Annotated in this window: 32 protein-coding genes; 12 read left to right on the top strand and 20 right to left on the bottom strand. The window is 68.8% G+C overall.

Features of this window, described 5'->3' with window-relative positions; all coding sequences use genetic code 11:
* Positions 1-6 precede the first annotated feature (6 nt).
* The 9 genes from ACWAT3_RS09670 to ACWAT3_RS09630 all read right to left on the bottom strand — a co-directional run bounded on the left by ACWAT3_RS09670 (position 7) and on the right by ACWAT3_RS09630 (position 7900).
* On the bottom strand, positions 7-426 hold the full coding sequence (locus tag ACWAT3_RS09670; protein ID WP_460797951.1) for a hypothetical protein: 420 nt from the start codon (positions 424-426) through the stop codon (positions 7-9).
* 119 nt (positions 427-545) lie between these two features.
* Complete coding sequence (locus ACWAT3_RS09665; protein WP_460797950.1) at positions 546-1442, bottom strand: carbohydrate ABC transporter permease; 897 nt, start codon at positions 1440-1442, stop codon at positions 546-548.
* A gap of 9 nt (positions 1443-1451) precedes the next feature.
* Entirely contained in the window at positions 1452-2402 is a 951-nt protein-coding gene (locus tag ACWAT3_RS09660) for a carbohydrate ABC transporter permease (RefSeq protein ID WP_460797948.1), read from the bottom strand.
* Positions 2403-2404: 2 nt separating this feature from the next.
* Positions 2405-3310, bottom strand: coding sequence for a phosphodiesterase (locus ACWAT3_RS09655; RefSeq protein WP_460797946.1), 906 nt, complete (start codon positions 3308-3310; stop codon positions 2405-2407).
* 24 nt (positions 3311-3334) lie between these two features.
* On the bottom strand, positions 3335-4087 hold the full coding sequence (locus tag ACWAT3_RS09650) for a tyrosine-protein phosphatase (protein ID WP_460797944.1): 753 nt from the start codon (positions 4085-4087) through the stop codon (positions 3335-3337).
* The gene (locus ACWAT3_RS09645; RefSeq protein ID WP_460797942.1) at positions 4084-5430 is read right to left on the bottom strand and encodes an extracellular solute-binding protein; all 1347 of its coding nucleotides are present in this window, start codon (positions 5428-5430) and stop codon (positions 4084-4086) included. Before ACWAT3_RS09645 ends, ACWAT3_RS09650 begins: the two co-directional genes overlap by 4 nt.
* Before the next feature lie 32 nt (positions 5431-5462).
* Positions 5463-6602 (bottom strand): ABC transporter ATP-binding protein, encoded by a 1140-nt coding sequence (locus ACWAT3_RS09640; RefSeq protein ID WP_460797940.1) that lies wholly within the window; start codon positions 6600-6602, stop codon positions 5463-5465.
* 130 nt (positions 6603-6732) lie between these two features.
* The gene (locus ACWAT3_RS09635) at positions 6733-7617 is read right to left on the bottom strand and encodes a MurR/RpiR family transcriptional regulator (RefSeq protein ID WP_460797938.1); all 885 of its coding nucleotides are present in this window, start codon (positions 7615-7617) and stop codon (positions 6733-6735) included.
* A gap of 82 nt (positions 7618-7699) precedes the next feature.
* Entirely contained in the window at positions 7700-7900 is a 201-nt protein-coding gene (locus tag ACWAT3_RS09630) for a hypothetical protein (protein ID WP_460797937.1), read from the bottom strand.
* Positions 7901-8097: 197 nt separating this feature from the next.
* Here ACWAT3_RS09630 and ACWAT3_RS09625 point away from each other — a divergent pair, with 197 nt between their 5' ends.
* On the top strand, positions 8098-8868 hold the full coding sequence (locus tag ACWAT3_RS09625) for an alpha/beta fold hydrolase (RefSeq protein WP_460798565.1): 771 nt from the start codon (positions 8098-8100) through the stop codon (positions 8866-8868).
* Here ACWAT3_RS09625 and ACWAT3_RS09620 read toward each other — a convergent pair.
* Complete coding sequence (locus ACWAT3_RS09620) at positions 8807-10312, bottom strand: MATE family efflux transporter (protein ID WP_460797935.1); 1506 nt, start codon at positions 10310-10312, stop codon at positions 8807-8809. The two genes, ACWAT3_RS09625 and ACWAT3_RS09620, sit on opposite strands and share 62 nt — an antisense overlap.
* 131 nt (positions 10313-10443) lie before the next feature.
* On the opposite strand from ACWAT3_RS09620, the gene ACWAT3_RS09615 reads away from it, so the two are divergent.
* A complete protein-coding gene (locus ACWAT3_RS09615) occupies positions 10444-11493 on the top strand; it encodes an NAD(P)-dependent alcohol dehydrogenase (protein WP_460797934.1) in 1050 nt (349 codons plus the stop codon).
* Between the two features lie 6 nt (positions 11494-11499).
* Here ACWAT3_RS09615 and ACWAT3_RS09610 read toward each other — a convergent pair whose 3' ends face one another.
* Together ACWAT3_RS09610 and ACWAT3_RS09605 are read right to left on the bottom strand one after the other, a co-directional pair.
* Positions 11500-12033, bottom strand: a complete 534-nt coding sequence (locus tag ACWAT3_RS09610; protein WP_460797932.1) for a VOC family protein — start codon at positions 12031-12033, stop codon at positions 11500-11502.
* 68 nt (positions 12034-12101) lie between these two features.
* Positions 12102-12275 carry a helix-turn-helix domain-containing protein gene (locus tag ACWAT3_RS09605; protein WP_460797930.1) on the bottom strand — a complete coding sequence of 58 codons (174 nt, stop codon included), beginning with the start codon at positions 12273-12275 and terminating at the stop codon, positions 12102-12104.
* 41 nt (positions 12276-12316) lie between these two features.
* On the opposite strand from ACWAT3_RS09605, the gene ACWAT3_RS09600 reads away from it, so the two are divergent.
* Together ACWAT3_RS09600 and ACWAT3_RS09595 are read left to right on the top strand one after the other, a co-directional pair.
* Entirely contained in the window at positions 12317-12787 is a 471-nt protein-coding gene (locus tag ACWAT3_RS09600) for an MFS transporter (protein WP_460798563.1), read from the top strand.
* A gap of 31 nt (positions 12788-12818) precedes the next feature.
* Positions 12819-13736 carry a DUF808 domain-containing protein gene (locus tag ACWAT3_RS09595; RefSeq protein ID WP_460797928.1) on the top strand — a complete coding sequence of 306 codons (918 nt, stop codon included), beginning with the start codon at positions 12819-12821 and terminating at the stop codon, positions 13734-13736.
* A 122-nt stretch (positions 13737-13858) separates the two neighbouring features.
* Here the strand turns inward: ACWAT3_RS09595 and msrA are convergent, their stop codons facing one another.
* On the bottom strand, positions 13859-14395 hold the full coding sequence (gene msrA / locus ACWAT3_RS09590; RefSeq protein WP_460797926.1) for a peptide-methionine (S)-S-oxide reductase MsrA: 537 nt from the start codon (positions 14393-14395) through the stop codon (positions 13859-13861).
* 133 nt (positions 14396-14528) lie between these two features.
* On the opposite strand from msrA, the gene ACWAT3_RS09585 reads away from it, so the two are divergent.
* Positions 14529-15041: a GNAT family N-acetyltransferase gene (locus tag ACWAT3_RS09585; protein WP_460797924.1), complete on the top strand. Its 513-nt coding sequence runs from the start codon at positions 14529-14531 to the stop codon at positions 15039-15041.
* An 18-nt stretch (positions 15042-15059) separates the two neighbouring features.
* On the opposite strand, the gene ACWAT3_RS09580 is transcribed toward ACWAT3_RS09585, so the two are convergent.
* On the bottom strand, positions 15060-15557 hold the full coding sequence (locus ACWAT3_RS09580; protein WP_460797922.1) for a hypothetical protein: 498 nt from the start codon (positions 15555-15557) through the stop codon (positions 15060-15062).
* Between the two features lie 76 nt (positions 15558-15633).
* Between ACWAT3_RS09580 and ACWAT3_RS09575 the strand changes: the two genes are divergently transcribed.
* From ACWAT3_RS09575 to ACWAT3_RS09565, 3 genes are all read left to right on the top strand, one after another.
* Positions 15634-16536, top strand: a complete 903-nt coding sequence (locus ACWAT3_RS09575) for a DnaJ domain-containing protein (protein ID WP_460797921.1) — start codon at positions 15634-15636, stop codon at positions 16534-16536.
* 92 nt (positions 16537-16628) lie between these two features.
* Positions 16629-18290 (top strand): SulP family inorganic anion transporter, encoded by a 1662-nt coding sequence (locus ACWAT3_RS09570; RefSeq protein WP_460797919.1) that lies wholly within the window; start codon positions 16629-16631, stop codon positions 18288-18290.
* Positions 18287-18958, top strand: coding sequence for a GAP family protein (locus tag ACWAT3_RS09565; protein ID WP_460797918.1), 672 nt, complete (start codon positions 18287-18289; stop codon positions 18956-18958). The genes ACWAT3_RS09570 and ACWAT3_RS09565 overlap by 4 nt, the downstream gene beginning before the upstream one ends.
* 70 nt (positions 18959-19028) lie before the next feature.
* Here the strand turns inward: ACWAT3_RS09565 and ACWAT3_RS09560 are convergent, their stop codons facing one another.
* Complete coding sequence (locus tag ACWAT3_RS09560) at positions 19029-19415, bottom strand: SHOCT domain-containing protein (protein WP_460797916.1); 387 nt, start codon at positions 19413-19415, stop codon at positions 19029-19031.
* A gap of 106 nt (positions 19416-19521) precedes the next feature.
* On the opposite strand from ACWAT3_RS09560, the gene ACWAT3_RS09555 reads away from it, so the two are divergent.
* Complete coding sequence (locus ACWAT3_RS09555) at positions 19522-20499, top strand: FUSC family protein (RefSeq protein ID WP_460797915.1); 978 nt, start codon at positions 19522-19524, stop codon at positions 20497-20499.
* Here ACWAT3_RS09555 and ACWAT3_RS09550 read toward each other — a convergent pair whose 3' ends face one another.
* Both ACWAT3_RS09550 and ACWAT3_RS09545 read right to left on the bottom strand, forming a co-directional pair.
* Complete coding sequence (locus ACWAT3_RS09550) at positions 20500-20679, bottom strand: hypothetical protein (protein ID WP_460797913.1); 180 nt, start codon at positions 20677-20679, stop codon at positions 20500-20502.
* Between the two features lie 9 nt (positions 20680-20688).
* Complete coding sequence (locus tag ACWAT3_RS09545; RefSeq protein WP_460797910.1) at positions 20689-20955, bottom strand: GntR family transcriptional regulator; 267 nt, start codon at positions 20953-20955, stop codon at positions 20689-20691.
* 58 nt (positions 20956-21013) lie between these two features.
* On the opposite strand from ACWAT3_RS09545, the gene pnuC reads away from it, so the two are divergent.
* The 3 genes from pnuC to ACWAT3_RS09530 are packed head-to-tail and all read left to right on the top strand — an operon-like array spanning position 21014 to position 22291.
* Complete coding sequence (gene pnuC / locus ACWAT3_RS09540; protein WP_460797908.1) at positions 21014-21724, top strand: nicotinamide riboside transporter PnuC; 711 nt, start codon at positions 21014-21016, stop codon at positions 21722-21724.
* A 9-nt stretch (positions 21725-21733) separates the two neighbouring features.
* The gene (locus tag ACWAT3_RS09535) at positions 21734-21961 is read left to right on the top strand and encodes an RNA-binding S4 domain-containing protein (RefSeq protein ID WP_460797906.1); all 228 of its coding nucleotides are present in this window, start codon (positions 21734-21736) and stop codon (positions 21959-21961) included.
* A 30-nt stretch (positions 21962-21991) separates the two neighbouring features.
* Entirely contained in the window at positions 21992-22291 is a 300-nt protein-coding gene (locus ACWAT3_RS09530) for a Dabb family protein (RefSeq protein ID WP_460797904.1), read from the top strand.
* Positions 22292-22306: 15 nt separating this feature from the next.
* On the opposite strand, the gene ACWAT3_RS09525 is transcribed toward ACWAT3_RS09530, so the two are convergent.
* From ACWAT3_RS09525 to ACWAT3_RS09515, 3 genes are read right to left on the bottom strand one after another with little or no spacing between them, the layout of a single operon-like run.
* Complete coding sequence (locus ACWAT3_RS09525) at positions 22307-22438, bottom strand: hypothetical protein (RefSeq protein WP_460797902.1); 132 nt, start codon at positions 22436-22438, stop codon at positions 22307-22309.
* Positions 22435-23409: a quinone oxidoreductase family protein gene (locus tag ACWAT3_RS09520; RefSeq protein WP_460797901.1), complete on the bottom strand. Its 975-nt coding sequence runs from the start codon at positions 23407-23409 to the stop codon at positions 22435-22437. Before ACWAT3_RS09520 ends, ACWAT3_RS09525 begins: the two co-directional genes overlap by 4 nt.
* A gap of 30 nt (positions 23410-23439) precedes the next feature.
* Complete coding sequence (locus ACWAT3_RS09515) at positions 23440-23748, bottom strand: Rdx family protein (protein WP_460797899.1); 309 nt, start codon at positions 23746-23748, stop codon at positions 23440-23442.
* Positions 23749-23762 lie beyond the last annotated feature (14 nt).

Here is a 23762-nt window from a genome sequence, read left to right as displayed (position 1 = left end):
TCGACGTCAGTGGGCGTCGACGGCGGCGCGCGCGATCTCGAAGGCGGGCTGACGCGGGGCGTCGAACGGCTTCACGGAAGCCGCGGGCTTCGAGGGCGCGATGACCGCGGTCGCCTCCTCGGCCGCCGCGACGCGTGCCGGCCGTCCGGCCACGATTCCACGCACGATGCCGCCGACCGTCAGAGCGACGATCAGCGCCGCGCCGGCGATCAGCGTCGGCATCCAGGTGTTCGCGGCTGCGGCGGCGACGCTGAGCAGCGCGCCGAAGATCCAAGCCGCGACCGCGCCGCCGACGACGCCTTCCGCTCCGCGCGTCATCGCGACCAGCGCGATGAGAGCGCAGAGCACCGCGATCACGGCGCCCGCCACCCCGATCGGGACGAACACTCCGGCCAAGTCGTTGAACACTGCTGTCGATGTCACCATCGTGCACCCCCCGATGCGATCCGTGTACGACCAGACTAGGCGAGCGCGGGGCGCCTGCACATCCATCGGAAGGATGATGTGACATCCTTCGTCGCGCTGGCCGCCACCGGGTATGTGGACTACTTCAAGCCGGAGCGCACGAACGCGTCGACGACGTAGCGCTGCAGGAAGATGTAGATCAGCAGTACGGGGATGCAGGCGAGCCCCGCAGCCGCCATCGTCGCCCCCCAGTTGTCGCCCTCGGCGGTCAGGAAGCTGCGCACGCCCACCTGGATGAGCGCGTCGCCCTGACGCATGATCAGCGAGGGCCAGAGGTACTCGTTCCACGCCGAGATGAACGCCATAATGCCGAGGGCGGCGAGCGCCGGCTTCATGTTCGGAACGACCACTGACCACAGCGTCGCCCAGCTCGAGCGCCCGTCCAGCTGCGACGCCTCCAGCAGCTCGCGCGGGAAGGCCCGCATGTGCTGCACCATCAGCAGCACCGCGAACGCACCGGCGAGCTGCGGGACCACGACACCGCCGATCGTGCCGAGCAGCCCGAGCTGCGAGACGAGCACGTAGTTGGGGATCATCGTGACCTGGAACGGCACGAGCCACGAACCGATGAACAGGAACATCAGCAGCTTCTTGCCTGCGAAGTCCCACACGGCGAAGCCGTAGGCCGCCAGCACGGCGATCAGCAGCTGCGCGGCCGCCAGGACGAGCGACATCCCGAACGTGTTCACCAGCATGCTGCCGATCGGGATGGTGTCCCACACGTAGGCGAAGTTCTCGAAGCTCAACGGCCAGGGCAGCAGGGTCTGGTCGAGGGCGTTCTCCGGGGCGCGCAGCGCCGTGGCGAACATCCAGTACACCGGGAAGATGCTGAACACCGCGAGGATCACCAGGATGATGTGCCCGAGGATCACCCCGCCCCGACGGCGGGACCCGACGGCCAGGTCCTCGGACGTGGACTGCACCCGGTTGGCGCCGCCGGCGACGGATGCCGGGGGTGCGATGGTGACGAAAGCCATGACGACCTCTCAGTTGTCGTAGAAGCTCAGACGATCCTGCAGCTCGAGGAAGAGCAGCGCGATCAGACCGAAGCCGAGGAAGAAGATCACTCCGGCGGCCGAGGAGATGCCGGCGTCGAAGTTCTGGAAACCGAACTGGTACAGCAGGTAGTAGATGTTCGTCGTCGAGTTCGACGGACCGCCCTGCGTGAGCAGATCGATGATGGGATACGTCCACTGCGCTGCGAGCAGGATGGTCATCAGCGCGAGGAACACGATCGTCGGGCTCAGCAGCGGCATCGTGATCTTCCGGGTGATGCGCCCGAAGCCCGCACCGTCCAAGGACGCGGCCTGCGCGTAGTCCGGACTGATTCCGGCGAAACCCGCCGCCACGACGAGGACGCCGAACCCGAGCATCTGCCAGCCGACGATCACGATGACCGCCCAGATCGCCCAGGCGGGGTCGCGGAACACGTTCGGCATGTCGATGCCCAGGTGCGCGAGCACCGTGGCGATCGCGCCCTGCTCGGCGAACAGCCAGCGCCAGACCGCGCTCGTCGCCACCGGGGTGATGAGGAACGGCACGAAGATCAGCGCCTGGTAGAACGTGCGCGCCCTCCCCTGCACCTGCCGCGACACCAGGGCGATGACGATGGGCAGCACGAGGGAGAACACCAGGAAGGCGGCGATGTACACGATCGTGTTGATGATCGCGATGCGCATCTCGGGAAGCTGCGTGACCTCGACGTAGTTGTCGAAGCCCACGAAGGTCTTCGGGCTCGTCGGCAGCAGATTCCAGTCGTAGAACGACAGCGAGAAGGTCTGCACGAGCGGGCTGTACGTCCACAGCAGCAGGAAGAAGATGCCGGGCAGGATGTACAGGTACGGCACGAGCGCCTCGGGGCGGATGCGGCGCCGCGTGCGCGGGGCCGCATCCACCTCCTCGGCGTCGGTCTCAGGGATGGTGACGGCGACGAACACGGTCAGCTCTGCAGTGATGCGGATGCCGCGGCGAGCCGCTCTTCGGCGCTCATCCGCATGAACTCCTCGAGCATCTCCGGCGTCATCTCGTAGACCGTCGGGAACTGTCCGATCGGCACGATGGAGTGCAGCACGCGATCGCCGTAGACGTGCACCAGGTTGTACGACTGCGCGCCGTCCTGACCACGTGCGCCGGGGTAGACAACATTGAGGTCCTGCGTGTAGCAGGTCGCGGAGGCGACCGACACCGGGACACCGGCGAAGGTGCTGTGCGTCGAGTAGTGCAGGTGTCCGCCGAGCACGCCACGGACGTCGGTGCCCTGGATGACGGCGGCCAGGCGATCCTGGTCCTTCAGCTCGACCAGCGCGAGCAGGCCGAGAGGGCTCGGAACCGGCGGGTGGTGCAGCGCGATGAGCGTTCCGTCCGGCGCCGGAGTGGCGAGGACGTCGGCCAGCCACGCCAGCTGCTCGTCACTGATCTCGCCGTGGTGGTGGCCCGGCACGGTCGAGTCCAGGGCGATGATGCGCAGCCCGTTGATGTCGAACACCCGGTCGACGGGCTCGGTGTCGTCGGCATCCTGATCCAGCAGCCCCTTGCGGAAGGCCACGCGCTCGTCGTGGTTGCCCATCACCCAGATGACCTCGGCGCCGAAGCGCTCTGCCGCGGGCTCGACGAGATCGCGCAGGCGCTGGTAGGCGTCGGGGTCGCCGGCGTCGGCGAGGTCGCCGGTGAAGACGATCGCCTCCGGACGCGTGTTCGACTTCGCGAAGCCCTCGAAGAGCTCGGCGAGGTTCTTGTCGGAGTCGATGCTGTCGTGGAGCAGTCCGTCGCCGCCGACGAAGTGCGTGTCCGACAGGTGCAGGATGAAGTGGTCAGGGGCGGAGAACTGCCCGTCGAGGTCGTTCATGAGGGTCCTTTCGAAGTATGTGGGTCAGTCGACCAGGACCGCGGCGAGGCGGTCGAGGTCGGGAGCGGACAGGCCGTTCGCCTGAAGGTAGGCGCGCACGGAGCCGTGCTCCCGCTCGACGCGGGCGAGGAGGGCGTCGAGCACGTCCGCCGGGCTGGCGGTGACCAGCTCGACGACCGCGGGGGTGAGTTCGGCTCCGCTGTCGCGGAAGCCGGCCAGCATGCGCTCGGCCCATTCGCCACGCAGGTTGTCCGCGGTCTGGGCGTAGTCGGCCACGACCTCGTCGCGGTCGACGCCTGCCGCGCTCAGGGCGAACGCGATGACGAGCCCGGTGCGGTCCTTGCCTGCCGTGCAGTGCACCAGCACGGCCTCGTCGTCCTCCGCCGCGGCGATCACGCGGACGGCATCCGCCAGCTGGGCGCCGCGCTCGTCGACCATGTGGTCGTAGATCGGAGCCAGCCCGAGGCGCATGTCGGCCTGAGATGCCGGTGCGGCCTGGTCGAAGACGGGCAGGTGGTGCACGTGCACCGCGACCCCGTCGAGGGCACTCGGAGCGGAGCGCAGCTCGTCGTCGCCGCGCAGATCGACGATGTGCGCGATGCCGAGCTCGGCGATCAGGTCCCGACCGGACGCATCCAGCAGGTGCAGCGCGTCCGAGCGGAAGAGCTTGCCCCAGCGGGATGTGCCGGTCGCTGCCCGGTAGCCGCCGGTGTCGCGGAGGTTGTAGACGCCGGGGGTCACGTGGCGGCGGACAGGGGTTCCTTCGGCGATGCTCATTCGATCAGCCCCTGTGCGCGCTCCGCGGCATCCTTCATGGACGTGTCGATGTCAGCGCCGTAGAACACCGATTCCTCGATCGCGGTCGCGAGCACGGTGTCGACCTGCGCGTAGCTGTCGCCCGGGTACGAGACCCACGGCTCGAGGGTGTCGAGCTGCTGGAGGTTGGGCTTGACGAGCGGGTTCGCCTCGACCCATTCATAGAGCGGTCCGCCCTCTTCGGTCATGGTGTTGCGCAGCGGCAGGTAGCCGATCTCGGTCGAGATGATCTCGTAGGCGTGCGGGCTGGTCATCCACTGGATCAGCTCCCAGGCAGCAGCCTGCTTCTTCGGGTCGGTGGAGAACATCGCGAGGAACGAGCCGGAGTTGGTCGGGACGACGTCCTGGTCACCGAACGCGGGCAGGGTGCGGGCGTCGAGCGTCCAGCCTCCGGAGTCGGCACCGCCCATGAAGGCCGCCTGCAGCGCGGAGGTGTTCACGTGAACGGCGGTCTTGCCCTGAGCGAAGGCCTCGTACATCGAGACCGAGTCCTGATTGGCGAGCACGCCGGCGTCGAACATGTCGCGGAACGTCTGCACCGTGTCGACGGCCGCGTCCGAGCCGAACTCGATCGTCGTGCGGTCGTCGCTGAGCACCTGTGCGCCGTCGGAGAGGAACACGCCCTGCATGCACCAGCTGCCGCCGGTCACCGTGCAGGTGACGCTCACGGAGGGCTCACCTGTCACGGCGGTGATCTTCTCACCGGCCGCCTCCACGGCATCCCACGTCGAGAGGTCGACCGTCTCGGGGTCGAGACCGGCCTGGGCGAAGAGGTCCTCGTTGATCCAGAGCACCGGCGTGGAGAACACGTACGGGATGCCGTAGGTGGAGCCGTCCCAGTCCGCGAGGGTCTGCGCGCGCTCGTGGTACGGGTACTCGCCGCCGAACTCCTCGGCGAGAGCATCCGGTCCGACGACCGTGCTGAGGTTCTGCGCGCCGAGCGTGGTGGCGGCGAAGTCGAGTTCGTTGAAGGTGAGCTGCGCGACGTCCGGAGCGCCACCGGCGAGGACCTGCTGCTGAACGCTTCCGGCGGTCGAGGTGGAGCTGGAGGGCTGCGCATTGACCGTGATGTTCGGGTGCTCGGCCATGAACTCGTCGATCAGATTCGTGATCGTGTCCGACCAGATGCCGGCGTTGGAGAGGTTGTAGGACTCGAAGGTGATGGTCACGTCGTCGTCGTCCGTCAGCGTCGCCATGCTGCCGGTGGATGCGGTGGATGCCGCGGAGGTGGCGCAGCCGGCGAGGGCGGCGACCGCGATTACGGCGAGGCCTGCGAGACCAGCGCGGCGGGAGCGATTGTTCATCGGTTCTCTCTCTTAGGGTTCGGTGCGAGGGGTCAGGGAACGAGAATGCGGTCGTCGGAGTGGACGTCGTCGACGGCCGGGACGGCGTCAGGCACCCACTCCAGACGGCGGCCGGTGGCGCGCTCGAAGAGGTGGACGTGTTCGGGTGCCACGCGCAGCGTGAGCTCGTCGCCGTCGGAGACGCTCACTTCGCGCGAGGTCCGCACCTGCAGGCGCCCTGCGCCCGTGGAGCAGGTGAGGATCTGCTCGCCGCCGAGGTTCTCGACGATGTCGACCGTCACAGCGACATGAACGCCGGTGTACCCGGGGCCGTCCACGATCTGGAGGTGCTCCGGACGCAGGCCCAGCACGATGTCGAGCGGCTCCGTCTCGCCGGACCACAGGTCACCGGCGAGGCCATCGGCGCTCACCGCGATGCGCCCGGCGTCGCTCGTGATGCGGGCGTCGAGCAGGTTCATCGCCGGGCTGCCGAGGAAGCCGGCGACGAAGACCGACTCCGGCCGGTCGTAGAGCTCCTCCGGCGTGCCGTACTGCTCGATGCGGCCGGCGTTGAGCACGACGATCTTCGTCGCCATCGTCATCGCCTCGACCTGGTCGTGCGTGACGTAGACGAAGGTGGCGCCGAGCCTGCGGTGCAGGGCGGTGAGCTCCTGGCGGGTCTGCGTGCGCAGCTTGGCGTCGAGGTTCGAGAGCGGCTCGTCCATGAGGAAGGCCTTCGGGTTGCGCACGAGTGCACGCCCGACCGCAACGCGCTGGCGCTGCCCGCCGGAGAGCTCCTTGGGCTTGCGGTCGAGGTACTGATCGATCTCCAGCGAGACGGCCACCTCCTGCACGCGGCGCTCGATCTCGTCCTTCGCGAGCTTCTGCACGCGCAGCGGGAAGGCGAGGTTCTTGCGGACGCTGAGGTGCGGGTAGAGGGCGTAGCTCTGGAAGACCATCGCCAGGTCGCGCTTCTTCGACGGCACCTCGGTGATGTCCTGTCCGTCGAGCAGGATGCGGCCGGTCGTGGGCTCGAGAAGACCGGCGATCATGCGCAGCAGGGTCGTCTTGCCGCAGCCGGATGGGCCGAGCAGGACGAGGAAGTCGCCGTCATCGACGGTGAGTGTGATGTCCCGGACCGCTGCGGTGCTCTTGAAGCTGCGGCCGATCCCGCGGAGCTGAATGGTGCCCATCGGTTCGCCTCCTGTAGGCGAACTGTCTCGCGGGACCCTCCCGTGGAATTCGCTTACTTGAGCACTTTGAACCGTGAAAGTGAATTACTGAAGAACGTCAGGCCAACGGCATCCGGTACGACGGGAAACGTTATGACCCGTGGCCGGCCGGCTCGGCGACGATCGCCCCGAGCTCGTCCCTGATCGCTCCGCGGGCGCGCTCGGCGTCGTCTCCGTCCATGCGATCCGCGACGGCAAGCTGCAGGACGGACAGCAGCAGGTACTGCACGAGGCCGGCACCGACCGCCCCCTGGTCCCAGCTCTGGAACCGGGCTCCGGCGACGAGCAGGATGTCGGTGTACTCGGCGAGCGCGGAGCGCGAGAAGCTGGTCACGCCGACGACGGTGGCGCCGGCCTCCCTGGCCGCCGCGGCGGCCGCGAGAGTGACGGCGTTGGCGCCGGAGGAGCTGACCACGACGCACACGTCGCCGGAACGCAGCACGCGTGCGGTGAGCTGCTGGGCGACGCCGTCGACGGGCGCCTCGCAGGGGCGGCCGTTCATCGTGAGCTTGAGCGCGATCGACTGCGCGGCCGGTCCGGACGCACCGGTGCCGACGAGCAGCACGCGGGGTGCGACGACGATCGCATCGGCCGCGGCCTCGAAGGCGGCCGTGTCCACCGAGGCGAGCGAGGTGCGCAGGATCTCACCGGCGCCGTCGGCGATGCCCTGCAGCCACCCGGCCGTGCCCGACTCATGCGAGCGCGTCGCGCGCGCCGCCGCCCCGAGGTCGCGCACCAACAGCATCCGCAGCTGCTGGAATCCCTGGAAGCCGAGCGCCTGGCAGGTGCGGGTCACGGTCGGCGGCGACGTCTCGGCGGCCGCGGCGAGATCGGCGCCCGACATCTCCACGACCTCCTCCGGGCGCTCTGCGCAGATGCGTGCCACCCGCTGCGCGCTCGGGATGAGCGAGGGCAGCACGGAGAGGATGTGGTCGATGGTGCCGCCGATCGGCGGCTCGGCGTTTCGCGCATTCATGGGTTTCGGTCTATCACGTGTCGGTGCCCGTCTCGCGGCACCGCGGTGAACGGCGCCACGAGGCGGGCGGTGGCGGAGAGGGTCAGAGCGTGATGCCCGCGAGGATCTCCTTGGCGGCGACGCGGTCCTGATCCACGTCCGGGTCCAGGATCGTCACGTCGCCGGTGCGGACGACGACGTCCGGTTCCAGCGCATTGATGAACTCGACGAAACGCGTGGCGTTCGTCGACGGGCTGCCGCCCAAGTGGCTGACGTGCGTATCGGTGATCTGGACGAGTTTCATCCTGGGCTCCAAGTCTCTGAGGGACGCCGCGTGCGCGACCCGGCCACGCTAGGGCGGCCGGATGACGACGATGCCAACATCAGGTGAATGGTTCGTTCACCTGATGCGTGGGGAGTGAAAGCATCTTTCGCGCACGGCACCCGATCCACCCGGGCCATGATGGATGGGTGGCCATACCTCTCGCAGAACTGAATCGGATGGCGGACCCGCAGATGGTCATCGTCGGCGAAGGCGTGCGCCTGGCGACCTACGCGTGGGGCGATCCGGATGCTCCGGCCGTCGTGATCGTGCACGGCTTCGCCTCCAGCACGCGCGACAACTGGGTGCTGACCGGCTGGACGAGGATGCTGGAGCAGGCCGGCTACTTCGTCCTCGGCGTCGACCAGCGCGGGCACGGCCTGAGCGACAAGCCGCACGAGCCGGAGGGCTACGACATCCGCGCGCTGGCGTCGGATCTGGAGACCGTGCTCGACACCTATCTCGTCGAGGAGGCGCAGTACGTCGGCTACTCACTCGGCGCCCGCGTCGGCTGGCAGGTCGCGGTCGATCTGCCGGCGCGCATCACCCGTGTCGTGCTGGGCGGCGTGCCGGAGGGCATCCCCCTCGCGCGTCTGGACCTCGACCAGGTGCGCGCGCACATCGAGGACGGCACGCCGGTGACCGACCAGGCGACGCAGAACTACATCGCGCTGACCGAGCGCGTCCCAGGCAACGATCTGAACGCGCTGCTCGCGCTCGCGTCCGGTATGCGCGCTTCGCGCACGATCGACCCGGACACGGCGGATGCCCCGCATCAGCCGGTGCTGTTCGCGACCGGATCGCAGGACGCGATCATCGAGGGCTCACGCCACCTGGCCTCCGCGGCGCCGAACGGCCGGTTCCTCGAGATCCCCGACCGGCATCACTTCAACGCACCCGGTTCCCGCGTCTTCCGCGAAGCCGCCCTCGCCTTCCTCGCGGAGGGTTGATCGCGCCGGGCAGCGTGATCGGCGAGGTGACGACGGCATCCACCACGAGCGAGCTGTTCGTCGGGCCGACCAGCGGAATCGGCGTCGTCTCGGTGAGCACGGTCGAGGTGATCGGCATCCGCGCCAGTCGGCGGTGCTCGCGCACGTAGGCCGGGATGAGGATCACGACGGCGCCGAGCCAGGCGAGCGGGTTGCTCCAGGCGACGCCGGCGAAGCCCCACAGCGAGCCGAGCACGACGGCCGCGACCACGCGGGCGACGAGTTCGACGACGCCGGTGACCGTGGGGATCATGGCGTGGCCGAGGCCCTGCAGGGCGCCGCGCAGCACGAAAAGCACGCCGAGGATCACGTAGCAGGATGCGTTGATGATGAGCATCTGGTGGGCGAGATCGACGACCACGGGGGCGCTGTCGCCTACGAATACCTCGACGATCGAGGCGCCCGTGACGATGAGGAGGACGCCGAGGAGGACGGAGCCGATGACGGCGATCCAGGTCGCCTGCACGACGCCGCGGCGGATCCGGTCGGGGCGCCCCGCGCCGACGTTCTGCGCGACGTACATGCTGGTCGCAAGCCCGAGGGACGCGAGCAGCGCGGTCGCGAGGCTGTCGACGCGGGATCCGGCGGTCCAGGCCGCGACAGCATCCGATCCGAGCTCGTTGAGCGCGACCTGCACGGCCAGCGTGCCGATCGCGATGATCGACGCCTGGAAGCCCATCGGCAGGCCGAGACGCAGGTGCTCCCAGATCTCGGCGCGAGTGACGCGCCAGTCGGCCCGCTTGACGTGCAGCTCGTGCAGGCGCCGGCGCAGGTACTCCAGGCACAGCGCGACCGAGACGGCCTGAGCGACGACGGTCGCCAGTGCGGCGCCGGCGACGCCCCAGCCGAGAGGGCCGACCATGAGGATGACGAGCCCCACGTTCAGCACGCACGCGAGGGTGAGGAACCACAGCGGTGTGCGGGAGTCGCCGATCGCGCGGATGATCGCGGCGAGGTAGTTGAAGAACATGGTGGCTGCCGCACCGAGGAAGCTCACCTGCGCGAAGACCACTGCGTCGTCCATGAGCTCCGGCGGCGTGCGCAGAGCCGTGAGCGCCGGCTCCGCGAGCAGGGGAGCCGCGACCGTGAGCACGATGCTCATCGCGCCGGTGAGGATCGTGCCGGTGGCGACCGAACGGCGCACCGCCCTGGCATCGCCCGCACCGAAGGCCTGCGCGGTCGGGATCGCGAAGCCGCTCGTCAGGCCCCACGCGAAACCGAGCAGCAGGAACAGCAGGCTGCCGGTGGCGCCGACGGCGGCGAGCGCGTCGACGCCGAGCTGTCGCCCGACGACGATGGTGTCGACGAACTGGTACAGCTGCTGGACGACGTTGCCGATCAGCAGCGGCACGGAGAAGGCGAGGATGACGCGCCAGGGCGCGCCAGTGGTGAGGGAAGTGGACACAGTCGCTCGACAGGCAGGAGAGGGCGGAACAGAACGGGGCAGAACGGGTCGGCACACGCAGAGGTGCGACCTCCGATTGTATCGAATCGATTCGAGCGCGTCGAGCACGAATTGCGGCGTACGCTCTTCCTATGCCCACCAGTGTTGCCGCGATCGTCGCGCCCTCAGCCACCGACCGTCTCACCCCCGGCACCGTCGAGCGCCGCGACGTCGGACCGCACGACGTGCGCATCGACATCCGCTGGGCCGGGATCTGCCATTCCGACATCCACACGGTCAAGGGCGACTGGGGCCCGCAGCACTACCCGCTGACCGTCGGGCACGAGATCGCCGGCGTCGTCGCCGAGGTCGGATCGGACGTCACCAGGCACAAGGTCGGCGACCGCGTCGGCGTCGGATGCCTGGTGAACTCGTGCGGCGAGTGCGCGAACTGCGTCGCCGGGTCGGAGCAGTACTGCCTCAACGGCGCGATCGGAACGTACGGCGCGAAGGACGTCGACGGCACGATCACGCAGGGCGGGTACTCCACGGGTGTCGTCGTGACCGAGGACTTCGTGCTGCGCCTGCCCGAGGAGATCCCGTTCGAGAAGGCCGCACCGCTGCTGTGCGCCGGCATCACCACCTACTCGCCGCTGCGGCACTGGAACGCCGGAGCGGACACCCGCGTCGCGGTCGTCGGGCTCGGCGGGCTCGGCCACATGGCCGTCAAGCTCGCGCACGCCATGGGGGCGGAGGTCACCGTCCTCACCCGCACGCTCGCGAAGAAGGACGATGCCCTCTCGCTCGGCGCCGACCGCGCGTTCGCGACGAACGACCCGGAGACGTTCCGCGAACTGCGCGGCGCGTTCGACCTCATCATCAACACGGTCTCGGCGCCGATCGACGTCGACGCGCACCTGAAGCTGCTCGCGCTCGACGGCACGCTCGTCAACGTCGGCGCGCCGGCCGAGCCGCTCAGCCTGCACGTCGGCACGCTCATCGGCGGCCGCCGCTCGTTCGCCGGCTCGAACATCGGCGGGATCGCCGAGACGCAGGAGATGCTGGACTTCTGCGCCGCGCACGGCATCGCCCCCGAGGTCGAGATCGTCTCGGCATCCGAGGTCAACGAGGCCTGGGATCGCGTGCTGGCGTCCGACGTGCGCTACCGCTTCGTCATCGACGCCGCCACCATCGGCGCCTGAGCGCGATCAGGCGCCCGCTTCCCTCAGGCGCGGGATCGCGGCGATGAGGGTGTCGTGGATGTACACCAGTTCCGGTGTCGGCTCCCAAGCCGCGTCTGCACCTTCGGCTCCCCACTCCTCGTCGGCGCCGTCCGCCGCCTGCCACTGGTCGTCGGTCGCAGTAGCCGTACTGTAGACCCACCACAGGTTCCCCCACGAGTCGAGGAAACGGGAGAAGACGTCGCCGAAGAACTCGGTCGGCTCTGTGACGATCTCCGCGCCTTTCGCCTTCGCCCGCTCAAGGGCCTGCGGCACATCGTCGACGTAGACCTGGAGCAGCGCAGGCAGAAACGGCCAGTCCGGCTTGCGCTCCGCGAACATGAGCGTGGTTCCGCCGATCTGCATTTCCGCGTGCAGGAGCAGGCCATCTCCGTCGACCGTGCGCGCCTCGGGTCGTGCGACACCGTCGAAGACGTGCGCGACGAAGGCGATGAGACCCTCGGCGTCGTTCGCGATCAGGAAGGGGTTGACGGTGGCGCATCCGGCGGGAGTCTCGGTCATGAGACCATCCCATCGCGCACGGCGCCGGAGAGGCTTGAACGAGAAAGACATCTCGGCGGACCCGGGCATCAGCGTGAGAGATGCGCGGCCACGATCGCGGCCGGAGTCTGTCCGCGGATCATCCGCAGCGACCTGGTGAGGTGCGCCTGGTCCGAGAACCCGGCGGTCGAGGCCGCCTCCGCCGGGGACAGCCCTGACTGCAACAGGACGTACGCGTGCTGCGCGCGGGCCAGCTGCCGCACCTGAGCGGAGGTGAGGCCGACGACATGACGAAAGCGCCGAGCTGCTGGGCCGCTACTTCGGCCGCTACGGGGCGTGGAAGAGCATGGGCTACATGCTCGGCCCGATCCTCGGCATCTGGCTCGCCTACGCATTCGGGCTGCAGGCGGTCTACGCGGCGCTGGTCGTCCTCGCCGTGATCGCAGCCGTCGCTGTCGCGCTGCGCGTGCCGCATCTGCCGCCGCTGCCCAAGTCCCGCGCGACCGTGCGCGACCTGTTCGCGATCGGCATCGTGACGCCGCTCGCCTTCGCGCACCTCGCCGCTTCGACCCGGCCGGATCGGATGGGCCGCACCATGGGCAGCGCCGTACTCGGGCGCGAGCTGGGCGACGCCGCCGGTCCGCTCGTCGTCGGCGGAGTGGCCACCGTCGCCGGGGTCCCGTTCGGTCTCGGCATCCTCGCGGTGCTGACCGCAGGGGTCGGCGCCTCCGCCTGGGGGATGCTGAGACGCGAGCCTGTCACGCCCTCCCGCTAGAGTGGCAACCCGACACACTTTGGGGGGTTCCATGTCGGTTGGTCTGCTCGCGGTCGTCGACGACATCCTCAGCGCGGCTCTGAAGGCATCATCCAAGGCGGCCGGCGTCGTGATCGACGACGCCGCGGTCACGCCGCAGTACGTGCAGGGCATCACGCCGGCGCGCGAGCTGCCGGTCGTGCTGAAGATCGCGCTCGGCTCGCTGGTCAACAAGTTCGTGATCATCATCCCGATCGCGCTGCTGCTGACCGCGTTCGCCCCGTGGGTGCTGCCGTATCTGCTCATCATCGGCGGTGCGTACCTGTGCTTCGAAGGCTCCGAGAAGGTGCTCGAATGGTTCGGGTTCCACCACGGCCACGCGGACGAGGGCGCCCGCGACGAAAACAAGCTCGTGTTCGGCGCCGTTCGCACCGACCTCATCCTGTCCACCGAGATCATGCTCATCTCGCTTGCGAACCTCGAGTCCGGGCTGAGCATCTGGATGACCCTCGGCATCCTCGCCGTGATCGCGCTGCTCATGACCGGCGTCGTCTACGGCGCCGTCGCGATTCTCGTGAAGATCGACGACATCGGTCTGAAGATGGCGAAGAACCCCGACCGTCGCGTGCGGCACACCGGCACGCGGATCGTCCGCTCGATGCCGGCGGTGTTCCGCGCGATCTCGGTGATCGGCACGGTGGCGATGCTCTGGGTCGGCGGTCACCTCGTGCTGGCGAACCTCGGCGAGGTCGGGTTGGTCGGCATCACCGACTTCGTGCACGGCATCGAGCACCTGCTCGAGCCGCTCGGCGGGTTCGTCGTGTGGTTCGGCGACACCCTGATGTCAGCGATCGCCGGCCTGATCCTCGGGCTCGCGATCGTCGGGATCGTCCTGCTGATCAGTCGGATGCTCGGCAAGAACCCGACCTTCACCGAGGGCGGCGAGTCCCCCGCCGACGTGCACGTCTGACGCCGTGAACACCCCGGCGAGGCGACGAATCACGAACGCCGTGACGAATCACGAACGAATCGGGTGAATCGATCCGTGATTCGTCACCCGGTCCGTGATTCGTCACCCGTGATCGTCGTGGTTCAGGCGTTCTCGCGCCGCGGCAACACCCATCCCGCGCGCGGGAAGTGACAGGTGTAGCCGTTGGGGATGCGCAGCAGGTAGTCCTGGTGCTCGGGCTCGGCCTCCCAGAACGGCCCCTCCGGCTCGATGGTGGTGACGGCCTTCCCAGGCCACAGACCGGATGCGTCGACGTCCGCGATCGTGTCGCGTGCGACCTGCTCCTGCTCGGAGCTGAGCGGGAAGATCGTCGACCGGTAGCTCGAGCCGACGTCGTTGCCCTGACGGTTCAGCGTCGACGGGTCGTGGATCTGGAAGAAGAACGCCAGGATGTCGCGGTACGACGTCTTGGTCGGGTCGAAGACGATCTCGACCGCCTCGGCGTGACCTGGGTGGTTGCGGTAGGTCGCGTGGTCGTTCTCGCCGCCGGTGTAGCCGACGCGGGTGTCGAGCACCCCTGGCTGACGGCGGATGAGATCCTCCATGCCCCAGAAGCAGCCGCCGGCGAGGACGGCGGTCTCGGTTCCGGGTGTGCGGGTGATGGCTCCGGTGTCGGTCATGTTCGCTGCTCCTTCGTCTGCACCGCGGGCTGCGGCGTCATCCGGGACAACGCAGGGGGGCGCTGTTTTGGTCCCGATCTGTCCTGACTCCAGCGTACGCGGGCTCACCGACCGCCCTGCTAGCGTCGAAGACGTGCATATCAGGGATGCCGAGGCCGCCGACCTCACCACGATCACCGAGATCCACAACGAGGCTGTCGCGAACACCACGGCCGTCTGGGACGAGCAGACCGTCGACGTCGCCGACCGTGCGGCGTGGCTCGCGGATCGCACGGCCCAGGGCTTCCCTGTGCTCGTCGCGGTGGACGACTCCGGCGTGCTCGGCTACTCGACGTTCGGTCAGTGGCGCGCGCGCAGCGGCTATCGCCACACTGTCGAGCTCTCGGTCTACGTGCACCCCGATCAGCAGGGCCGCGGCATCGGCAACGTGTTGATGACAGCCCTCATCGAGCGTGCCCGCACGCACGGCGTGCACGTCATGGTCGCGGCGATCGAGAGCCGTAACACCGGGTCGATCCGCCTGCACGAGAAGCACGGATTCGTGCAGACCGGCCTGATGCCGCAGGTCGGCACGAAGTTCGGCGAATGGCTGGATCTGGCATTCCTGCAGCTCATCCTGGACGACGCGCCGGTACCGGCATCCTGACCCGCGCAGCGCAGCGGCCTACTGGGCCGGCAGGCAGCCGCCGTCCATGATGTTGCCGCCCACTTCGATCGTGACCTCTTCCGGGGTGACCGCGCCGAAGACGCAGCCGCCTTCGGGCCCGGCGACGCCGAACAGGACGTCTCCCGCACCGGAGCGAAGCTGCGGCTGAGGCAGCCCGGCATCCGTGATCACCTGCTCGACGTTCTCGATCGAGATGGTCCCGGAGACCCGAATCTCCTCCAGGCCCGCCTGCACCGGCGCGACGAACTCCTGCGCCGCCGCGGCGGCTTCTTCGGGGAGCTCCATCCGCTCGCGGTAGCGCTCATTCTGCGCCATCGCCGCATCCGGGTCGTACGGCGCGCATTCGGGCGGAAGCTCCACGCCCTCGATCTGCGGGCATGCGGCGGACGGCGTGGGCGTCGGAGTCGCATCGGCCCCCGGTGCTCCGCGCCCGGCGCATCCGACCAGCGCCACCAGCACCACGAGACACACCAGCACACCCACCCTGCGCGACATGCGCCCACCCCCTCGACGCCGTCCGGCGCACCGCCTCATGCAAACACACTCGCCCGCGGATCGGTAGCCTGAACCGGTGTTCGACAGCCCTCTCTCAGCGTCGGCGTACGAGGTGCTCGGCGTCGCCCCCGACGTCGACGACGACGGGTTGCGCCGCGCCCATCGACTGCGGCTGCGTGAGACGCACCCCGACACCGGAGGGGATGCTGCGGACTTCATCCAGGTCCAGCGCGCGTGGGAGCTGATCGGCACGCCCGAGGCCCGCCGCGCCTACGACCGCGGGCACGATGACGGCGCGCAGCTGCAGTGGGGCGGCCGCACCGACGCGTCACGGACCGGCACCCGTCCGCGGACGGCATCCTACGGCCAGGCCGGATCCTGGCGCCGCGAGCGCTACCTCACTCTCGTTCGCGAATGGGCCGAAGGCGAGGTCGCGGACCCGTACTCCCCGGCTTTCGTGCGCTCCACGCCGTGGTCGCTGCGGCTGCTGCTCGCCGACGCCCTCGCCGAAGAGGACACGGCTCGCGCGATCGCCGACCTCGGCATCGGCTTCACGGTCTGGCACGATGTCGTCGCGGGCCCCGAGGAGGAGACGCTCGACCACGTCGTGCTCAGCCCGACCGGCCTGTACGGCCTGGTCTCGGAGGACTTCGGCGGTCCGGTGGGGTTCCGTCGCGACGAGATCACGGGCCCCGAAGCCGGAGATCGGATGCCGGTCGGCGAACTGCTCGCTCGTATGCGCGTCATCGCCCGCGCGGCCCGCGTGCGCTTCGGGGGTGCGATCGTCGTGCTGCCGGACGACGACGTGGTCCAACCCGTCACCCGGCTCGGCGTCGTCGGCAGGGTCCCCGTGATCGCCGTCCGGCGCAGTGCTCTGCGCAGCGTGCTCCGCGCCGGGGTCCCAGGTGCGCGGATCGTCGGCGGCAACGAGCTGTTCGACGTGCGGACCCGCCTGAAGCAGACCGTGCGGATGCGCTGACCTCATCCTTACCGCGTGATCTTCCGGCCCGGCGCTGGCCTCGGAACACGTCGCAGTGCCAATGTGGGACAGGACGAACGAGAGGAACCACGATGCAGCGTCCTTTGGCCGGCCTCACTGCGAAGAACCTGGCTTCCGAGCTGACCGCGGGTGTCACGCTCCTCGCGATCGCGATCCCCCTGAACATCGGCTACGCCCAGATCGCCGGCCTGCCGCCGACGGCCGGCCTCTACGCCCTGATCGTCCCGACGGTCATCTACGCACTGGTGGTCTCGTCCCGTCAGCTGGTGGCGTCCCCGGATGCCGCGGCGGCAGCCCTCGTCGCCTCCTCCGTCGGAGGGCTTGCCACCGCCGGCAGCGCCGACTACGCGACGCTCGCGATGGCACAGGCCATCATCTGCGGCATCATGTTCGTGCTGCTCGCGGTCTTCAAACTGGGGTTCCTCGCGAACTTCCTCTCCAAGCCGATCCTCGTCGGCTTCGTCGGCGGCCTGGCACTCGACATCATGGTCAGCCAGATCGCCAAGATGCTCGGCGTGAAGATCGAGTCCGGCGGCGAGTTCGTCGAGAAGGTCACCGGCCTCGTCACGGGCCTCGGCACCATCAACGGCTGGTCGGTGCTGATCTCAGTGGTCTCGGTCGCGATCCTGCTCGTCGGGCGCATCTACCTGAAGGCCGTGCCCTGGGCTCTCGTGGTCCTGGTGCTCGCGACCGTCATGGTCCTCGCGGCCGGCCTCGACCAGAAGGGCGTAGCGGTGCTCGGCGAGGTGCCGGCCGGCGCTCCGGCGTTCACCTGGCCGATGCTGGACTGGGCCACGTGGGCGGCACTGATCCCCTCGGCCATCGCGCTCACGCTCGTGACGACGGCCGAGGGACTCCTGGTGTCGCGGTCGTACTCCGAGAAGCACCGGTACCCGTTTCACGCGAATCGCGATCTGATGGCGTTCGGCGTCGCGAACATCGCCGCCGGCGCGCAGGGCAGCTTCTCGGTCGGCTCGTCCACCTCGCGCACGGCGGCCATGGATCAGGCCGGATCCCGCACCCAGCTGCCGTCGCTCGTGCTCGCCGTCGGCACGCTGCTGCTGCTCCTGTTCGGCACCGAGCTTCTCGCCGACATCCCCTCGCCCGTGATCGGGGCGATCGTGGGCGTCGCGGTCATCCCTCTGCTCGGCATCCGGGAGTTCCGGGAGCTGTGGAAGGCCGACCGCTTCGAATTCCTGATCGGCGCGATCTGCTTCCTCGTCACACTGTTCGTCGGTTCGATCCCCGGCATCCTCGTCGCCTTCGTGCTCGCGCTCATCAACATCGCCAAGCGCGCGGCGAACCCGGCGATCGACGTCCTCGAGTCGTCCGGCGACCCGGGCGAGTCCCTGCTCGAGGACGCGCCGGCCGGTACGGTCACCGCGCCGGGCGTCATCGTCATCCGCATGGCGGCACCGCTGTTCTTCGCGAACGGCGCCGTCTTCACGACAGCTGTCAAGGATGCCGTGACCGCCGCAGGAGTCGGTGCGGTGAAGCACGTCGTCATCGATATGGAGGCCGTCACCGACGTCGATGTGACGGGCGCCGAGTCCTTCACCGCACTGAAGCAATGGATCGCCGACCAGGACCTGACCCTCGGTTTCAGCCGGGTGCGCCCCAAGACGCAGCGCCGCCTGAGCCGGCTCGACCTGCTCGACGACGAGAAGATCTACGTCACCAACCGCGCAGCGATCATCGATCTCGCCGGCGCTGATACGAAGGACGGCTCATGAACGGTGTCATCGGAGAGATCCTCCCCCTCGCGCTCGGTGTGGCGATCAGCCCGATCCCGATCATCGCCGCCATCCTCATGCTGCTCTCACCGAAGGCGCGGGTGACGAGTGTCGGCTTCCTGCTGGGCTGGCTGGTCGGGATCGTGCTCGCGGTGACCGTGTTCACCTTGCTCTCGGCGGTCCTCCCGGAGAGCGATGCGGATGCCTCGCAGCCCATCAAGGGCGTGATTCAGCTCGTCCTCGGCGCGCTGCTGTTCCTGCTTGCGCTGAAGCAGTGGCGCGGCCGCCCCCAAGCGGGCGACGATCCGAAGCTGCCCGGCTGGATGCAGGCGATCGACAAGGTGTCGTTCTTCGGAGCCTTCGGGCTGGGGTTTCTGCTGTCGGCCCTGAACCCGAAGAACCTCATCATGGCGGCCGGTGCGGGAGCGGACATCGGGGCCGCCGCGCTGTCGACCGAATCGATCGTCGGCGTGATCGCGATCTACACGCTGGTCGCGGCATCCACCGTCCTGATCCCGGTGGTCGGGTACCTGTTCGCCGCCGACCGGCTCAGCCACGCACTGGATGCGCTGCGCGACTGGCTCACGAAGGAGAACGCGGTCATCATGGCCGTGCTGCTGCTCGTGATCGGGATCTCGATGGTCGGCAAGGGCATCGGGAGCTTCTGAGGCCGCCGCATGGACGAGAAGAGGGACGATCCGAAGTCGGATCGTCCCTCTTCCGTGGTGTTCAGTCGGTTCAGCGGAGCGCCTTGGCCTTCAGCTGTGCGAAGTCCTCTGCCGTGATGGCACCGGAGTCGAGCAGCGCCTTGGCCTTCGCGATCTCCTCGGACGGGCTCGATCCCGCGACCTGCTGGATGTACGAGTCCGTCGCGCTCTTGACCTGCTGCGCCTCGGCGGCGCTGCGCTCGGCCATACCCTTGCCGCGCGCGATCAGGTAGACCAGCGCAGTCAGGAACGGCACGAAGATCAGGAAGAGGACCCAGACCGCCTTCAGCCAGCCGTTCAGCTTCCTGTCGCGGAAGAGATCGCCGATGATCGCGAACAGCGCGAACAGGTAGGCGATGAAGGCGAATGCCCAGACGAACCACCAGATGATGTCCCAGAACGATGACCAGAATCCCATGGCGAACCTTTCGATGATGCTCCCCCGCCGAAACGTCAGCGGATGCTGAGAACGCTACCGTCCCCGGGCATCCCCGTCCACGGTCCCGCCCGTGTATAACGGTGTCATGCAGATGCCCGCCGAACTTTCGTGGCAGTGGTCGCGATTCGTGCTCGGGGTGCTGTTCGCTCTTCCCGGCATCCTGGTGGCGCCGTTCTCACCGACCGCGGGGCTCGCGCTGGCGATCGGAGTCCTGCCCGCCGCGGCCTTCGGGCTGCCGGCGCGACGCAGCCGTCGGATGATCCTGCCGATCGTGGGTGTTCTCAGCGCCCTCGGGCTCCTGCTCGGTTCGACGCTGACCCGTGTACCGGTGGTCGCGGTCGTGTCGCTCTTCGTCCTGTCGATCGCTGCCAGTCTCAGCACACGATGGGGACGCGTCGGGCAGCTGCTGCTCGCGCTGGTGCTGCCACTGGTCGGCATCGGATTGAGCTTTCCCGAGCTGTCGACGACCTGGATGATGGCGGCCTGCATCCTCGCAGGCTCCGTGTACGCCTGGCTGGTCTCCCTGCTGTGGCCCGAGCGCGCCGAGCGTCTGCCTCCGACGCCGCAGACCACACGGGGCGCGGACCTTCTCGGCTACGGCATCCTGCTCGGGCTGGCCAGCGCCATCGCGGCGTCGATCGGCTATGTCCTCGGCCTCGAGCACGTCGGGTGGGCGGCCGGTACCGTCCTGCTCGTGATGCGGCCGGCACGCGGGCAGGTGATCCTGCGCAGCGCGGGACGCGCGGCATCGGTCTTCCTCGGTGCTGCAGCGGCGCTCGCCTTCGCCCTGTTCGAGCCGAGCGGGGTTCTGATCGGTCTGCTGATCGCCCTCGCTGTCGGCGCCATGAGCGCCATGCAGGAGAGCCGCTGGTACGTGGCACCCGCTTTCACCACGCTCGTGGTGCTCACGCTGCTCCTGTCGACTTCGACGACCGCGCCGAGTGCGCGATTCGTGGAGCGAATCGTCGAGACGCTGCTGGGCGTCGTGCTGGCGCTGATCTTCGGCGCGGCGGTGCCGTCCCTGGTCGCCCTGCTGCGGGCGCAGATCACCCGCCGGCGGTGATCAGCCTTCGCGCTTGCTGAACACGCCGCGCAGGACGAGGAACACGATCACTGCCACGACGACGACGATCGCGAGCTTCGCGATGAACCACAGCACCGAGAACAGCAGCCCGACCAGCCACCATGCGATCACGACCGCGACGATGACGCCGAGGATGGTCCAGATCGTATTCTTCGTCATGGCTCCAGCTTACGGAGTCGTCGGCCGTCCGACTTCGACCTGCCAGACCAGGCGCAGCACGGTGAGGACGTCCTCGCGATCCGCGCCGGTCGCGGAAGCCTCGTCCACCAGCTCTCGGATGCGGCCATTGACCGACTTCGGCAGGACCGCCGCCGATTCGGCGACCCGCGTCCCGGCGGCCGTCCGCGTGACGACCAGGCCCTCCTGCTCGAGCATCTTGTAGGCCTTAGCCGCCGTCCCGGGAGCGACGCCGAGATCGGCAGCGGTCTGACGCACCGTGGGCAGACGCTCGCCGGCGCCGTCGGGGCCGCGCCGCCCTGAGAGAATCGACCCGATGGATTTCCTGCGCTGGCTCGTCGACGTCTTCTCGTCGCAGTGGGTGCTGCCCGGTGGGCAGACGCTGCTCGCTCGAGAGGTGATCGGCAACGTCTTCGGCCTGGCCAGCGCACTGGGCGGCATGCGGCGCAAGGTCTGGGCGTGGCCGGTCGGCATCGTCGGCAACCTGCTGCTGCTCACCGTGTTCCTCGCGTCGATCCTCGATCCGGCGCACTCTCTGCCCGCCCTCCTCGGGCAGGCCGGGCGGCAGATCATGTTCATCGCGGTCGCGATCTACGGCTGGATCCGCTGGCGCCGCGCCGCGAACGACGGCGGCCAGGTGACGCCGCGCTGGGCATCCAATCCCACGCGCGTGGGGCTCGTCGTCGTCCTGATCGTCGGGACCATCGCCCTGACACCGGTTTTCCGTGCGCTCGGCTCGTGGGAGCCGGTCTGGGCGGATGCCTGGACGTTCGTCGGTTCGCTCCTGGCGACCTACGGCATGGCGAAGGGCTGGACCGAGTTCTGGCTGATCTGGATCGCCGTCGACGTCGTCGGCGTGCCGCTGCTGTTCAGCTCCGGTTACTACGCGACCGGGTTCATGTACGTCTTCTACGGCGTGTTCACCGCGATCGGATTCGTGGTCTGGTGCCGTGCGCAGGCGAACGCGAAGCCCCGGGTGGAGACGATCCTGCCGGATCCGACGGTGCGCCCTCCCGAGCGCGACTAGCATTCAGGAATGGCCTCCCCCAATCCGATCGACGATGTCCCCATCGGCGGCGAGATGATCCGACTCGGTCAGTTCCTCAAGTTCGCAGGACTGCTGGATTCCGGCGGCGACGCGAAGGAGGTCATCATCGACGGCTACGTCAGCGTCAACGGCGAGGTCGACCGCCGGCGCGGTCGCCAGCTGCACGACGGCGACCTGGTGACGTTCGAGGGACGCACGGTCCGCGTCCGGCCCTGACCACATGTCGGACGATGCGAGGATGGTCGCATGCCTCGCCTTCAGCACACCGTGACATTCCGACTGATCCATCCCGGTGGCTCCGCCGCCGAGCAGACGTTTCTGAGCGATGCGCACCGCACGTTGACCGCCATCCCCGGGGTGGAGGACTTCCGCATCCACCGTCAGGTCAGTGCGAAGAGCGATCTGACGTTCCAGTTCTCGATGCACTTCGCGGATGAGACCGCCTTCGCGGCATACGACCAGCATCCGTCGCACGTCGCCTTCGTCGCCGACCGCTGGGTCGCAGAGGTCGCCGCGTTCCAGGAGTTCGACTACATCGCCGTGTAAGCAGCGGACGGGCGGTCAGGCTCCGGGCCGGCCGGTGAGCACCGTGGGAACGTACTCGAGCAGCTGGATGCGCTGACCGAGCGTGCGCGCCTCGACGAGGTCGAGGCGGACATCCGGATACCCGTCGAAGCGGCGCGAGGCCGTCACGGGATCAGCGCGAGAGCTCCACCCGGATGCCCCTGGCGGAGGAACGCATGCGCCTCGCGAGCCTCGCTCAGCGGGTACGTCCGCGCGACCGGCACGACGAGGTCGCCGCGTCCGGCCAGGTCGATCAACCGCGATCGCGCGTCGTCGCGGAAGACCGCACTGGCCGGCATCGAACCCGCGATCGCCGCGAAACCCTCCCCCCGAGCGGTCGCCGCGGCGACGATGGTGACGATGCGTGCACGGTCAGGCACGAACTCCAGCGACGTCGCGATGGCCTCGTCGGTGCCCACGGCATCCAGTGCCGCGCCGATCCGGTCGACTCCGGCATCCGCCATCGCCGCACGGATGCGGTCGGCCAGTCCGGTTCCGTAGGTGATCGGGATGCCCCCGAAGCGACGCACGTCGTCCGCCCGATCGGGGCTCGCTGTGCCGATCACACGCGCGCCGATGAGGGCCGCCTGCTGCAGGACGCTGACGCCGACGGCACCGGATGCCGCGTGCAGCAGCACCGTCTCCCCCGCCGTGACCCGGGTGACCGCGAGCATCTCAGCCGCGGTCGTGCCGGCCAGCAGCAGGTTCGCCGCCTCCGGATGGCTCACGTTCGATGGCTTTCGGAACACCTTCTCAGCAGGGACGGTGAGCTCGGTGGCATAACCGCCGGTGATGCGGAACGCGAGCACCTCATCGCCGACGGATGCCGGGCCGGAGCCGATCTCGGTGTCCTGGCCGATCGCGATGATCTCACCGGAGATCTCGTAGCCGATCGCCACGGGCAGGCTGAGGCCGGGACGCTCCGCGGCGAGATGCTTGGCGTCGGCGGGGTTGACCCCGGCCGCACGCACACGGATGGTGACCTCGCCCGGTCCGGGGTGCGGCGGCGTGTGCTCCTCGAACCGCCACACGTCGGGGCTTCCCCACTGCGGTGCTATCCAGTGCCACGCCATCGCCGGCTCCTCTCGGTCTGCATCCATCCTGCCGGGCGCCTCGTGCCGGGTGCTGGCTCAGGCCGGGTCGCCGGTCGCCTTCGCCGCGGCTCGGTCGGCGTGGCCGAGAGCGCGATCGGGGGCGATGCGATCGCGCACCCGTCGCTTGAGCTCGACGATGTCCGGGAAGCCGTCGTCGTCCACGCGAGACCAGATCCGTTCACCGTCCGCATGGATCTCGAAGATTCCGCCGGTGCCGGGAACGAGCGTGACACCTCCGCCGCGCAGCTCGTCGACGAAGGTGGTCAGCAGTTCCTGCGCGACCCAGGTCGCCCGCGGCATCCAGGAGCATTGCGTGCAGTATTCGATGCGGATGCTGTGGCTCATGCCGCCACGGTACT

The organism is Microbacterium sp. GXF0217 (assembly GCF_054798195.1).
Note: the sequence above shows the minus strand (reverse complement) of the source record. Positions and strands in the feature narration are given on the sequence as shown.